Consider the following 15,479-nt stretch of genomic DNA (forward strand, 5'->3'; position numbering starts at 1 on the left):
TTTTTGCCTCCCTTTATTTAATATAATAGTAAAAGAATTATTTCCACTGATCCTCTACAATCTTAGACTTATCGTCTGACGATAATTTAGGGAAGAATGAGAATCCTGTTTCAGCTTCGAGTTGCGACACTGTAAGTTTATAGCCTGTAAAAGTATTGGATGTGGGAACTTTATTATCCATCTTGTATGCTATGGTATAATAAGTGCTACCCATCTTCTTGGCTAAAGCTTTATAGTAATATTTAGGCCTGGCAACAGATGCACCGATGTTATCCGTTACGTAATCGATGTTTGAATCTGTGGCCGATTGTATCATAGCTCCCGTGACAACATACAGGGTATCGCATTGTTTAGTCCAAACACGGATACGGGTTTCCAAATCTGCCCATATACCTTGATTCAAGGTTGAATTTTGGGCAGTCATATTCGAGAAATAGAAAGTAGTTTCATTCGCTGCTTTATTGATGGTCCGGTCTGCACTTGGTATCTGGTGTCCTCTGTCGGTACTTGCGACACCAAATCCTCTGAATAACTGGGGTTGGAATGATGTGTTTATAGCCGGGTCATATTGCCATTCATCGGTTCTGGAAGCAGAGCCCAGATATGCCGAATGCATTGGATATGCAACCCAATATGCTAGTTTATTAATAGTGTCATAAAGCATCGAGTAGTTTCTGACACGGTCATTATCCGGTAGATTGTGACCTACCAGAATAGTATTTAGCAGACTGCTTTTTGCCGGAAGTTCTATCCATCCTGCATTAGTGATGTCGGGAGGAGTACCTTTCGAAGCGGCCTGAGTAATATATACCGGTTTTTGTTCGTTCGAATTAGCTATTACTAGTTTAGCAAATCGTTCTTTGTCGGTTGTGTTTTCAGCGATTTTAATTTGTACAGTTGCATTACCACTTCCATTCGACTTATCTACACTGATCCATGTTTTGTCATCTGTCGGGATTAAGACTTCCCATGCATCCGAGCCTTCATTTTCTATGGTCAATAGAACTGTCGATTGTTCGGCTTCCACCCAATTTTTATCAGTAGAAACTTTCAAAGGGTAGGATACCGGATCGTTATCGTCACTCGAACATCCTGTATTCAGGATCAGAGCGAATAAGATGGCAGATAGTAGATATGTAAATATCTTTTTGTTGTTAGTTAGGTTAATCATAATCGATTTTATAGGATTAAGTTATTTGTTTTGAGTGTATAAAGATAATAAATATTGCATTTTGTTAACGCATAAGTGAAAATTCTTTTGAAAAATAGGGATTTTTTAGATAAAAAGATTTATCTTTAGGAAAAATTTAACATTCAAGGTGAAATATATAGAGATATCTATTAACCTTCTCTTCAGTTTTATTTTCTTTTAAGAAAGGTTATCCGTTTCTCTTTTAAAACACGACTAATACTTATGAAAAGATTAAGTTTGATTTTATTAGTTACGCTCTTTCCTGCATTATTATTCAGTCAGAAGAAGTATAATGTTTATTCTGCAGCATTTTATAATGTCGAAAATCTATTCGATACGGTAGATGATGAAGGAGTGAATGATACGGAATTTACCCCTACAGGGAGTAAAGCTTGGACAATGGACAAATACCAGAAAAAGTTGAACAATCTGGCTTTTGTCATGAGTAAGCTGGCAAAAGAACATTGTCCCGGAGGCCCGGCCGTAATAGGTGTCGCTGAGATAGAGAACAGAGGTGTTCTGGAAGACCTTCTTAAAACGAAGGAAATGTCCGCGATGGGATACCAAATAGCGCACTACGACTCTCCTGACCGCAGAGGTGTTGATGTAGCACTCTTATATAATCCAACATTATTTAATGTTACATCATCGAAAGCTTATCCATACAATTTACCCGATAATCCAGGTTTTAAAACCCGGGATCAGTTACTGGTAAGTGGTACACTTGCCGGAGACCCTTTCCATGTTATAGTTGGTCACTGGCCATCAAGATATGGATCCAAATCGAGCAGTTTGCGCGAGTTTGCAGCTTCAATAACAAAACATATTGCAGATTCTATTTACAAGGCAGATCCTGCAGCAAAAATAGTCATTATGGGAGACCTGAATGACGATCCGGTGGACAAAAGTGTGCGCGTTGTCCTTGATGCCAAGCGTAACAAGAAGGATGTTAAGCCCGGAGGCCTCTATAATACTATGTGGGGATTTTATGATAAAGGGATCGGTTCTTTGGTATACCAAAATAAATGGAATTTGTTTGACCAGATTATTATATCTGAAAGTTTATTGGGAGACGACAGATCTACTTTGAAATTTTGGAAAGCGGAAATATTTAACCGGGAATTCTTAATCCAGAAAGAAGGAAAAAATAAGGGATATCCATTGCGCACGTTCTCCGGCGATACATTTATAAATGGTTACAGCGATCACTTTCCTACCTTGATATACTTAGTTAAAGAAGCAGACTAAATAAGTATATCTCTACGGAAACTTCTTATCGATAATTAATTGTATTTGAATTAGGCTATTATGAAATAATAAATTTAAGTATGAAAGGAAAACTATTATTTTTTATGACATTTCTCCTCTCTTTGTCAGGCTATGCCCAGACGGGGTTAAAGGGATATGTTATAAATTCAGTAACAAGCGATCCCGTAATAGGAGTACAGGTAACGCTACAAGGACAAAACCGATCGGTGACTACCGATGCCAAAGGTGAGTTCCTTTTTCAGTCTATCGCGGCTGGTGAGGATATCTTAGCATTCAATTCTCCCGGCATTAATGCTAAAGTACAAAAAGTGAATATTCTGGCGAATAGAATTAACGAAGTGGGAGATGTAAGAGTAGATGTTATAGAATTTGCTCATAACACGGCTTTGATCGGTACAATCGACGCTGATATTCTGGGAGACGACGATGATGCTTCTCAGGAAATCAGTTCGACCGTGATTCTTTCTAATGATGTGTATTTAAAACAAGTTGCATATCAGCTTTCGCCCGGAAGGTTTAAAGCCAGAGGCTATAATCAGATATATGAACAGACATATATCAATGGTGTCACTTTCAATGATCAGAACAGGGGAGTTTTTAATTATGCAGCTATTGGTGCGCTGAATGACCTTACCCGCAACGGAAATGTTGTTAACTATAACAATGTAAATGATTTTACCTTCGGGTCTATCGGAGGAACAACCGATATAAATATGCGTGCAAGTAATTACGCTAAGGGTGGAAAAGTTACTCTATCGTATACTAACCGTAATTATTACCTGAGAGGAATGGCTAGTTATTCAACAGGCTTGATGGATAACGGATGGGCTGTAACAGGTGCGGTCGGAGGACGTTATTCCGACGAGGGTAATGTCGACGGAACGTTTTATCGTAATATATCGTATGCCTTAGCCGTTGAAAAACAATTGGACGGAGGACGACACAGTATATCTCTGACAACATTCGGGTCTCCTGTGCAAAGAGGTCAACAAGGGGCTTCTTTTCAGGAAGTATATAACCTCGTGGGAGATAATTTATACAACCCTAACTGGGGATATCAGGATGGGAAGAAACGTAATGCAAGAGTTGTAAAAGCGTATGATCCGACAGTAATCTTATCTCATATCTGGCAGATTAATGATAAAACGAATTTAACTACGGGTATAGGTACCCATTATGGAAGATATGGAGGTACTGCCTTAAACTGGTATAATGCGCCTGATCCACGTCCAGACTACTACAGGTATTTGCCTTCGTATTACGCCGATTCGGAAGATATTTATAATAAATATACAGACCTTTGGAGAAGTAATAACACATCAGTTACTCAAATCAATTGGGACGAACTTTACCATATCAATGCTTTAGCAGCCCGCGAAGGTCAGGAATCTGCCCTGTACATGGTAGAAGAACGTAGAAGCGACCTTTTCGAAACTTCTCTAAATTCGGTATTAAATACCATAATAGGACGGAACCATAAATTGACGGCAGGCATTGGACTGCGTCATTCACGTTCGAAACAATTTAAAACGGTTGACGACTTACTTGGCGCGGCATATGTGCTTGACATAGATAAGTTTGCAGAAAGGGATTTTCCGGGAGATGGGCAGACTATCCAAAATGATCTGAATAATCCGAATAAAAAAGCTAAAGAAGGTGATGTATTCGGATATGATTTCAGATTGAATATTAACTCGGCAAATGTATGGGTACAAAATCAATATACTACCCGGAAGATTGATTTCTACTATGGAACAAAACTGTCATATACTGATTTCTATAGAGATGGTAAAATGAAAAATGGACGTTATCCTACTTCTTCATACGGAAAAGGTAAGACTCATACATTTATTGACTATGGCTTGAAAGCAGGGCTGACATACAAAATATCAGGTCGTCATTTCCTCACAGGTAATATTAGTTACCAGACGGAAGCACCACTTCCTAATGTAGCATATATATCGCCTCGTATTACAGATAACACTGTTGATCTGGAAAGTGGAAAGGTTTTATCTATGGATATCAATTATATATTCTCTTTGCCTTCATTGTCGGGACGTATTGCTGTATTCCAAACCAATTTCTATGATCAGATGAAACGTTCCAGCTATTACCATGATGCAGAACGTACATTTGTAAATCATGTATTAACAGGCATGAATCAGGTTCACAGAGGTTTTGAGTTAGGATTAGATTATAAAATAAATAACAACTGGGGAGTAAATTTTGCCGGAACAGTTGCTCAATATTACTACAGTAACAATCCTGATGGAACGATCAGTTATGAAAATGGTAAGGAAGTTGATGTTGAAGAAAAGGTATATCTGAATGATTATTATATCGGAGGCACCCCTCAAATTGCCGGAACTATTGGTGTTTCGTATTTCTATGATTTTTGGTTCCTTAATTTGAATCTAAATGGATTTGCTCAAAATTATGTAGATATTGCTCCTATCAGACGTTTAGCATCTAGTTATGCAGGTATCACACCGGGAACAGATGAGTACGATGCTTATAAACACTTGACCGGTCAGGAAAGATATGGTAGTGCTGCAACTTTAGATTTTTCTATAGGTAAAATATTATACTTACCTAATAAGCACTCTATTAATTTTAATCTTTCTTTCAATAATATCTTGAACCGCAAGAATATTAAAACCGGAGGATACGAACAAGGACGTATGGATGTAACTAGCGCAAACAAGTTCCCTTCTAAATATTATTATATGCAAGGATTTAATTGCTTCTTAAACACAAGCTATAAATTCTAAGTAGAGGATATTTTAATTTCTAATAAAGAGAAACAATAAAAAATACACGATATGAAAACGTTAAAAAGATTATCTTATCTGTTACTAATTGCAATACTAGCAACAGTAACATCGTGCGAACGTGACTATGACGCCCCACCGTTAAACATGCCTGAGTATACAGGTGATGCCCCTAATATTACAATTGCAGGACTAAAAGAAAAGTATGCAAGTGTTACATCAAGTTCTCCACAATTAATAGAAGAGTCATTGATTCTTCAAGCCCGTGTTGGAGGAAATGATATTTCGGGTAATATATATAAGCAGGTTATTATTCAGGATGCTACAGGAGGGATATCTATTGGCGTTGACCAGAATAGTATCTATACTACATATAGAGTAGGACAAGAAATATTTATAGACCTTAAAAATTTATATATTGTAAATTATGGAGGAGAACTCCAGATAGGTTATGGAACTACTCAGGCAAACCGTATCCCTTGGGAAAACTTCAAAGATCAGGCTCATCTGAATGGATGGCCCGATTCTACACAGGTTGCGCCAAAGGTTGTAGCTATAAAAGATCTCAACGTTACAATGAACAATACTGTTGTTCAGTTAGATAATGTATACTTTGTGAATGGAGGTAAAACTACATTTGCGGTAAATGATGCTACAACCAGCCAGACATTAAAAGATGCAGATGGAAATTCTATTGATGTAAGAACCAGTTCATATTCTAATTTTGCAAACGATCTTTTACCATCAGGCACCGGAACCCTTATCGGTGTATTGGGACGTTATAATGGAAACTGGCAATTTACAATCAGAAGTACAGCCGATATCAAAGATTTTGGAGGAGAAACACCTACGACGCCGGAAGGAACAGGTACGGGTACAAAAGAAGATCCGTATGATATTACAAATGCGATTGCAAAACAAGGCGAAAATGATGTTTGGGTGAAAGGTTATATTGTAGGAGCAGTTCCGGCAGCTGTATTGAATGAAGCAGAGTTTACGGCACCATTTACAAGCCAGTCTAACCTGTTGATTGCAGCAAGTGCCGATGAGACCGATCCTACTAAATGTTTCCCTATTCAGTTAGTATATAATACCGATCCTCGGAATATTAACCTGAATCAGAATCCGGATAACAAAGGAAAAGAAGTATTGTTGAGAGGTAATCTTACTACATATTTTGGTGTTGCGGCAATGAAAGAAACATCCGAATATGTATTGGAAGGAGGTTCAACAACACCAGAACCGGAACCAGGCACCGGAACGGGTACTAAAGATGATCCGTATGACTTGGCTAATGCTATTGCAAAACAAGGCGAGACCGGTATGTGGATCAAAGCCTATATTGTAGGGGCAGTCCCTGCGGCTGTATTGGCAGAAGCAGAGTTTACAGCACCGTTTACAAGTCAATCTAATATATTGGTTGCAGCAACACCAAATGAAACAGATCCTACTAAGTGTTTCCCTATACAATTAAAATCAGGTAGTGATGTTCGAACTAATTTAAACCTGAATCAGAATCCGGGTATGTTAGGAAAAGAGGTAAAACTATATGGTGATCTGACAACATATTTTAATGTTCCCGGATTGAAAGAGACATCTGATTTCGAAGTTGAAGGTGGTACTGATCCTACACCGGGAGATAACGACGGAACCAAAGAAAAACCATATACAGTTAGTGAATATGTAGCTTTGGAATCGGGTACAGATATTTGGGTCGAAGCTTATATTGTAGGAAATGTTCCCGGATCTAAGCTCGAAGAGGCTTTATTCGTAGCTCCGTTCGGAAGTAATACTAATATTCTTATTGCCGATTCTCCAACTGAAACGGATGTAACAAAATGTGTTCCGGTACAGTTACCTGCTAGCCCTGCTAGTTTGAGACAAGACTTAGGTTTGGTTAGCAAACCCGAAGTACTAGGCAGTAAGGTTAAGCTGAAAGGAAATACAGGAGCTTATTTTACAGTTCCGGGGTTAAGAGGTGTAAGCGAATATGAGTTCTAACTAAAAGAATTAAACTGAGAACTTAAAACATCTTATTATATTATCAGAGAATGGCAGTATGGAGTAATCTATACTGCTGTTTTTTTATAATGCGCATCAGTAGTTGAAGACATTCTATCTTTTGCTGTAATGATCTTTATAGTAAGGTTACAGTAAGGTAACATTAACTAAGCAAAGGTGACATTCGGCTATTGCCTGAGTGTCACTTTTGTTACTTTTCTATTTCGTTTTAAATCAACCAGATACCATTAAAAAAGGTGACAAAGGTGACAAAAGTGACACCATTTTTGAATCTATTTTTTTTAAATTTTCTACTTTCAGTTTACTCTGTTCCAATATGTCAAAGGTCTCTTTGGTAATAGATAAAAATAAAAGGGATTTATAATTGAGAGAAGTCCTTTGAGCATTGTTTATTTACTAAAACGTGCTTTTAGTTGACGGGCGTAAGCAAAACCTTGCGTAAGTGTAAGAGTGTTTTTTTAGCTTTAGCTACTGATTCGCATTAATAAGTTTAAAAAGAAATAGAACCGGTTTGAATTTGCTATTTCCGGCAAAAAAAAGTATCATTGTACTGCTATACCTTAATTATACTATTTTGATTGTCATCACATGACAAAGCCTTTAAAATGTGCCTTTTATGTCTTCGTAATGTGTCTGTGCTTCACCATCCGGGCACAACATATTCCTATATTCACACAATATACGCCCGAAGACGGGCTTGAGCAGAGAACTATCCGTAAGATAATACAGGATCAGAAAGGGTTCATATGGCTGGCTACATGGGATGGACTATCCCGGTTTGACGGGCATACATTCCAGAATTATAAAAATACGATCAGTTCATTTGAGCCGTCTTTTATAAGTAACAGAATAAGCTTTATAGCCGAAGATGCCTTTGGATGTATCTGGGCTCTGGGTTACGATAAACGTATCTCTCGGTTCAATCCGAATACAGACCGTTTGACTCCTGTTCTGGAAAACGATTGGCAGGTAAGGCGTTTCTTTACCCTGTCTAACGGACATACATGGGTGGTAACCGAAAATCAGGGATTATTACTAATGAAAACCGATAAAGAGGATTACTCTTTACATAATGAAAATATATCCCAAAAAGCAAATATCCCTTTTACGACTAATGTAAATTTGATTTTTCTTGATAAGAATCAAAAGGAATGGATCTTAACCGAAAAAGGAATCTATACATATTCCGAAGATAAGTCGGTGTACATACCATTTGTACAGGGGCAGGTATTTACCGATGCGCAAGAGACATCCGGATTTATATACTTCAGTTCGGAATCAGGTCAAATATGGAAGTACAATAAAAGCACCCAAACTTACGAGATCATTCAACTTCCGGTAAAGAACCGGATTAATACATTACGTCTTATCGATTCCGGGTTATTGTTTTGTGGTACAGGGGCGAACGGATTTTTCTTATTGTCGGCAGATGAGAAACATATGCGCCATTATAATACATCTACATCTAAAGGTATGCCGGACAATATTATAAGAGATGTATATGTAGATAAAAAAGGGGAAGTCTGGATAAGGCAGGAAAGTACCGGCGTAACGCATCTCGACCCCAAGACCGGACTTATAACCCATTTTGTATTAAAGGACAAATCAGGGAATTCCATTACGGGAAGCCATCAGGAGCAAATTATAGTAGAAGACGACTCAGGTAATCTCTATGTTCATCCTAGCGGAGGTGGATTTGCTTATTATGATAGGCTAACTCATAAACTTGTACCGGTATATAACAAACAGCTGATTGACGGATGGCACGAGTCTGATATGATTATGGATATCTATCAGGACAGGCAAGGGAACATTTGGATTAGCTCTTTCAAAAATGGACTGGAAAAGATAACTTTTAAACAAAAGCAGTTCAATTTATATTCTTCTCCCGACTTCCGTTCGGAACAAGTCGATACCCGTGCAGTTTATATCGATAAGGATAACCGTTTATGGTTTGGCTCTAAATATATGGGAGTTGGTATTTACAGTGCCGAGCGGAAATTTTTGGGATACCTTCAGGCTGATGGTACTCTTTCTAAATCAGGAAGTGATTTTCGAATAATGGCATATTCAATAACACAGGATCATGAAGGAACTATCTGGATAGGAACTAAAAAATCGGGTGTTATCTCAGCACAGCCCAATGATAAGGCTGTTACATTTAAATTAAAACATTTCCGGTTCAAGAGAGACGATATTTACAGTATAAGTAACGATGATGTATGGCAAATCTATGAAGATAGCCATAAACGGCTCTGGTTTACTACTTGGGATGGAGGTATTAATTATTTAGATCGCAGGGAAAATGAAACATATCGTTTTATAAATTATCGCAATCAACTGAAAAATTATCCGATACAGACATGTGGAAGAGCCAGGTCAATTACAACCGATAACAAAGGTAATCTATGGATTGCGACAGCCGACGGCTTATTGGTTTTTGACGAAAACTTTACAGATCCGTCAAAAGTGTTTTTCAAACAGATCAAACATATTCCCAACGACCGCAATAGTCTAAACAATAATGATATCCAATATTTATACCTGACTACCCGCCGGGAACTTTATATTGCAACATTCGGTGGTGGTATGAATAAACTGATATCTTATAATAATGGTGTAGCCCGTTTTAAATCATATACGAAGGAAGACGGATTGCTTTCCAATATCTTACTTTCGATGATAGAGGACAGAAAGGGTAATATCTGGATATCTATGGTAGAAGGGCTCAGTAAGTTTTTGCCCGAAAAGGAGTCGTTCGAAAACTATACGGAAAGGGAATTTCTCGAATCAATACGCTTCAATGATGGAGCGGGCTGTTATTCGGAGGCGGATAATCTTTTGCTATTTAATACAGCAGAAGGGTTATTGTCTTTTGATCCCAATGAAGTGCGCAAGCCCGGCTATATACCTCCTATTGTATTTACCCGGTTACAAATGGGGAACTATCAGGTAATGCCCGGAGACAGTACAGGTATTTTACAAACCAATGTGAACGATACCGGACAAATAACTCTAATTCATTCCCAAAATTCTTTCAGTATCCATTTTGCAGCATTGGATATGACAGACCCTCAGAACATTTCTTATGCGTATCGTTTACGGGGATTTGAGGATAACTGGCATCAATCGGATAAAAATTATATTGCTAATTATACGAATATACCCAAAGGAGATTATGTATTTGAGGTACGGTCAACTAACAGTGACGGCATTTGGGTTGATAATGTCCGCCAGCTTCCTGTAAAGGTATTACCGTCGTTTTGGGAGTCTAATTGGGGGATATTACTGTATATAGTGATCGGTATAACCATTTTGTCCGGACTTTTTATTTACTACCGGTTAAGGCAAAAGGTAAAGCTGGAACAAAAACTGTCAGAATTGAAACTGCAATTTTTTACAAATATTTCGCACGAATTACGAACACCTTTGACTTTGATTTCCGCTCCCGTAAAAAATGTATTGGAACAGGATAATTTGCACCCCGATGTTCGTAATCAATTACAATTAGTAGACCGCAATACAGACCGTATGAATTTGCTGGTGAATCAGATTCTGGATTTCAGGAAAATACAAAACCGAAAAATGGAACTCAGGGTACAATCGTTTGACCTGATCTCGTTTGTTTCCCGCTTGATGGGCTTTTTCGAAGGGTTGGCAGAGAAAAGACAGATAGATTTTTCTCTCGAAACATCGTTTTCGTCATATACAATATGGGCTGATACAGATAAGCTTGAAAAAGTATTATTTAATCTTATCTCAAATGCTTTTAAATATACACCGGAGGGTAAACAGATAAAAATCGCGATAGAAGAGATCGATAAGAATATTCGGATCAGTATCAATGATCAGGGGATAGGTATAGAAAAATCAGAGCAGAAGCGGCTTTTCAATAGGTTTGAAACAATAAACAGTACCCAATTTATCGATCAGGCCGGAACCGGAATCGGACTGTCTTTGGTTAAGGAACTAGTTGAGATGCATGGAGGAAGTATTTATATAGATAGCGAGCCCGGTAAAGGTGCTACATTTATCATAACATTAAAACAGGGTAAAGAGCATTTCGATAAAAATAATGTTGTTTGGGTTGATGAAGAGCTATCAATAAACAGAGGTACTGCCAATGCGAAGTCTTTTATTGATATTGACGGAGTAGATAAGGTTATGCCGGAAATGAACAGGGAAACCGACACGACAAAAAAAGCAATGCTGATTGTAGAAGATAACAATGAATTGCGTTACTTCTTACGGACAATTTTCGAAACTGAATTTTACATTCTTGAAGCAGAAAATGGAGCAGTCGGATTGAATATAGCGCGGGCTGAGTTGCCGGATGTAATAATAAGTGATATCATGATGCCCGAAATGGATGGTATTGAATTACTAAGGGCATTGCGGTTAGACTTATCGATCAGTCATATTCCGGTTGTTTTATTAACAGCAAAATCATCTGTCGAGAACAGGATTATAGGGATCGAGCTGGGCGCAGATGATTATATAACCAAGCCTTTCAACGCATACTATCTCAAAGCAAGAATAATGGGTATTCTTCAACAGCGGGAAAAGTTGCAACATTATTACAGCACATTGCTTTTTTCCGAAAGCCGAGAGGATGATATTCTCGCGGGATCTCCGGTTACAGAGTCAATAACCTCCAATAACCAGATGTTTATGAAGCATCTGATTGAGTCAGTAGATAAAAATCTGGGAAATGGTAATCTGACTATAGAAGATTTAGCTCAGGAAACAGGGATGAGCCGCAGTATTTTCTTTAAAAAGGTAAAGAACTTAACCGGATTATCACCTGTTGAGTTTTTGAAAGATATCCGTATGAAAAGGGCTGCCGGACTTATCAAGTCCAGTGATCTTACAATGTCACAGATCGCTTTTCATGTCGGATTTAATGATGCCCATTATTTCAGTAAATGTTTTAAGCAGAAATTCGGAATTACCCCTACCGAATACCGCGAAGGAAAAGAATCTCTTTTCGAATAATACGTGATAGGTTAACATAAGCAGGTTAAATAATTGTATCAAAGTGGTGGAATAATTGAGTTCTGTATAATATTCCATGTTTGAATAAATTTTTGTATTCGACTTTTTCTCCTAAATCCTTAATATTGTATAAAAATCAGAATCAGTGAAAAGCGCCTGGTACTGGTATTAGTTCAGTAGAGATCTTGAATCCTAAATTTAATATGTTAGCCATGAAGTACAACTATCTTTTTCTGGTACTCCTTTTTTCTACTATAAGCATTATAAGTGGTAATGCTTTTGAGCGGAAGAAGTACAATTTTAATAGTGAGTGGAGTTTTCAAACAGGAGATTTTCCCGAAGCTAAAAATATAAAGTTCGATGACTGTAAGTGGAAAAAAGTAACTCTGCCCCGGAGTTATAACGAAGATGATGCATTCAGAGTCGCAATTGACGAACATACTACAGGAATTGTGTGGTACCGGAAACATTTTAAATTACCCAAATCCGATCAGGGAAGGAAAGTCTTTATCGAATTCGAAGGAATAAGATTCGGAGGTGAGTTTTATGTCAATGGCAGATCGATAGGAATACACGAAAATGGAGTAATGGCCAGTGGCTTTGATATTACAGACTATATTGACTATGGAAAAGAAAATGTTATCGCTGTACGTATAGACAATGACTGGAAATACAAAGAACGGGCTACCGGTAGCGGTTTCCAGTGGAACGACAAAAATTTCAATGCCAATTACGGAGGCATATCCAAGAATGTCTATTTGCATGTAACGGACAAGCTATACCAGACATTACCTCTGTACAGCAATTTGCAGACAACGGGTACATATATATATGCCCGGGAAATAAATATCTCGAAAAAAAGTGCAGTCGTACATGCCGAATCGGAAATAAAGAATGAATATGATTCAGATAAAGAGTTTCGTTTTGTAGTCGAAATAGAAGACATGGATGGAAAAATCGTAAAGAAATACGAAACGCCTGCCATAAAAATAGAAGCCGGAAAAACAGGAGTAGTGAAAGCTCAGGAGAAAGTAGAAAATATTCACTTCTGGGGATGGGGATACGGTTACCTGTATAACGTATATACGACGCTGTATGTTGGTAATGAGCCAGTAGACAAGGTGAAGACCCGTACCGGATTTCGTAAAACCGCTTTTCGCGATGGTATGGTATACCTGAACGACCGCGTATTGCAGATGAAAGGATACGCACAGCGCACCAGTAACGAATGGCCGTCGGTAGGTATGTCGGTTCCCGCTTGGCTGAGTGATTATAGTAATAAACTGATGGTCGACGGCAATGCAAATCTTGTCCGGTGGATGCATGTTACACCATGGAAACAGGATGTAGAATCGTGCGACAGGGTAGGGCTGATACAGGCAATGCCGGCAGGAGACTCTGAAAAAGATGTAGATGGTCGCCGTTGGGAACTGCGTGTAGATCTTATGCGTGATGCAATCATATACAATAGAAACAATCCGAGTATCCTTTTCTATGAGTCGGGAAATGAATCTATCAGTGAAGAACATATGGCCGAAATGAAAGCCCTCCGGGATAAATATGACCCTTATGGCGGACGGGCCGCAGGCTCCCGCGAAATGTTGGACAGTAAAATAGCCGAGTACGGAGGAGAAATGCTCTATATAAACAAAAGTGCACATATCCCGATGTGGGCAACCGAATATTGCAGGGATGAGGCATTGCGTAAATATTGGGATGAGTATTCTTACCCGTTCCATAAAAACGGAGAAGGCTCCAAGGCTTATAAATCTACCGTAACTAATACTGTGCAGAAAAAGGTAGATGCGACTGCCTACAACCAGAATCAGGACTCTTATACTAAAGAAATTGTAACCCGTTGGTTCGATTACTTCCGCATACGCCCCGGCACAGGAAAGAGAGTGAGTTCGGGTGGCGTTAATATTATATTCTCCGATTCGAATACACACTACCGAGGAGCTGAAAATTATCGCCGGAGCGGCGAGGTGGATGCTATGCGTATACCCAAAGATGCATTCTTTGCCCATCAGGTAATGTGGGACGGATGGGTTGATATTGAAAATTACCGGACGCACATTGTCGGCCACTGGAATTATACGCCCGAAGTAAAGAAAGATATCTATGTGGTATCATCCGGTGAACAGGTTGAACTATTCGTAAACGGTAAATCCAAAGGGATGGGCGAAAGAAGTTCACATTTCCTGTTTACATTCAAAGATATACAATGGGAACCCGGAGTAATAAAGGCGGTCAGTTATGATAGTCATAAGAATAAACTCAGCGATCATGAAATTAAAACCGCAGGAGAACCGGCTTCATTGAAGCTTAGTTTGATGCAAGCGCCTGATGGATTTAAGGCCGATGGAGCAGACTTGGTATTGGTACAGATTGAGGTAGTAGATAAAGATGGTCTGCGTTGTCCGTTAGCCAATAACCTTATAACATTCGATCTGAAAGGCGAAGCAGAATGGCGAGGCGGAATAGCCCAAGGACCGGATAACTATATTTTGTCGAAGGAGCTACCTGTAGAGTGTGGTATCAACAGGGTGCTGATCCGTTCAACTACCAAAAGCGGTAGTATAAAACTGACAGCTACAGCCGAAGGATTACCTGTCCAGACGTTGACATTTACATCAGTGCCTGTAAAAGAATCAAACGGTCTATCGACTTACATTAGCGGAGAGCATCAGCCTAGTAATCTGACGAGAGGAGAAGTATTGGGAGGAGAATCGTTTAAGGTATCACGTAAGACTGTCGATATCATAGGTGCAGTAACAGAAACAAATCAGGATAAAGTCCGGAACAGCTTTGATGATAATGAACTATCGGAATGGTCTAATGACGGAAAACTCAAGACCGGCTGGATTATATATGAACTGGAAAGAGACGCAGAAGTGTCGGAAATAGAACTTAAGTTGACCGGTTGGCGTATGCGTAGTTATCCAATACAAATATTCGTAGACGATAAGGAAGTGTACAAAGGGGAAACTGAAAAAAGCCTGGGTTATATCTCTATTCCTATAACACCGACAAAAGGGCGTTTTGTAAAAGTTCAACTAATTGGTCAAAGTACCGATAGTGATGCTTTTAGCGATATTGTAGAAGTAACAGGTAAAATTGAATTGGACCTTTACAGGGATCCGAATGCAACAGACGCAAAAGGACAACTCCGGATTGTAGAAATAGATGTACATGAATCAGTGAAATAAATATCTACTATGAAAACTAGA

The 15,479-nt window shown here is 38.7% G+C and carries 6 protein-coding genes; 5 read left to right on the forward strand and 1 reads right to left on the reverse strand.

What is annotated here, in order from left to right:
• Positions 1-37: 37 nt before the first annotated feature.
• Positions 38-1,171, reverse strand: a complete 1,134-nt coding sequence (locus BUC12_RS05925) for a DNA/RNA non-specific endonuclease (RefSeq protein ID WP_062177224.1) — start codon at positions 1,169-1,171, stop codon at positions 38-40.
• Between the two features lie 243 nt (positions 1,172-1,414).
• Here BUC12_RS05925 and BUC12_RS05930 point away from each other — a divergent pair, with 243 nt between their 5' ends.
• From BUC12_RS05930 to BUC12_RS05950, 5 genes are all read left to right on the forward strand, one after another.
• On the forward strand, positions 1,415-2,440 hold the full coding sequence (locus BUC12_RS05930) for an endonuclease/exonuclease/phosphatase family protein (RefSeq protein ID WP_062177227.1): 1,026 nt from the start codon (positions 1,415-1,417) through the stop codon (positions 2,438-2,440).
• An 80-nt stretch (positions 2,441-2,520) separates the two neighbouring features.
• On the forward strand, positions 2,521-5,232 hold the full coding sequence (locus BUC12_RS05935; RefSeq protein WP_062177231.1) for a TonB-dependent receptor: 2,712 nt from the start codon (positions 2,521-2,523) through the stop codon (positions 5,230-5,232).
• A gap of 51 nt (positions 5,233-5,283) precedes the next feature.
• On the forward strand, positions 5,284-7,233 hold the full coding sequence (locus tag BUC12_RS05940; protein WP_062177235.1) for a DUF6359 domain-containing protein: 1,950 nt from the start codon (positions 5,284-5,286) through the stop codon (positions 7,231-7,233).
• 609 nt (positions 7,234-7,842) lie between these two features.
• On the forward strand, positions 7,843-12,249 hold the full coding sequence (locus BUC12_RS05945; RefSeq protein WP_070808558.1) for a hybrid sensor histidine kinase/response regulator transcription factor: 4,407 nt from the start codon (positions 7,843-7,845) through the stop codon (positions 12,247-12,249).
• Positions 12,250-12,461: 212 nt separating this feature from the next.
• On the forward strand, positions 12,462-15,458 hold the full coding sequence (locus BUC12_RS05950) for a glycoside hydrolase family 2 protein (RefSeq protein WP_062177811.1): 2,997 nt from the start codon (positions 12,462-12,464) through the stop codon (positions 15,456-15,458).
• The last annotated feature ends 21 nt before the right edge of the window (positions 15,459-15,479 follow it).

This window comes from Indolivaga macrotermitis (assembly GCF_900128985.1).
Taxonomy (GTDB): domain Bacteria; phylum Bacteroidota; class Bacteroidia; order Bacteroidales; family Dysgonomonadaceae; genus Dysgonomonas_A; species Dysgonomonas_A macrotermitis.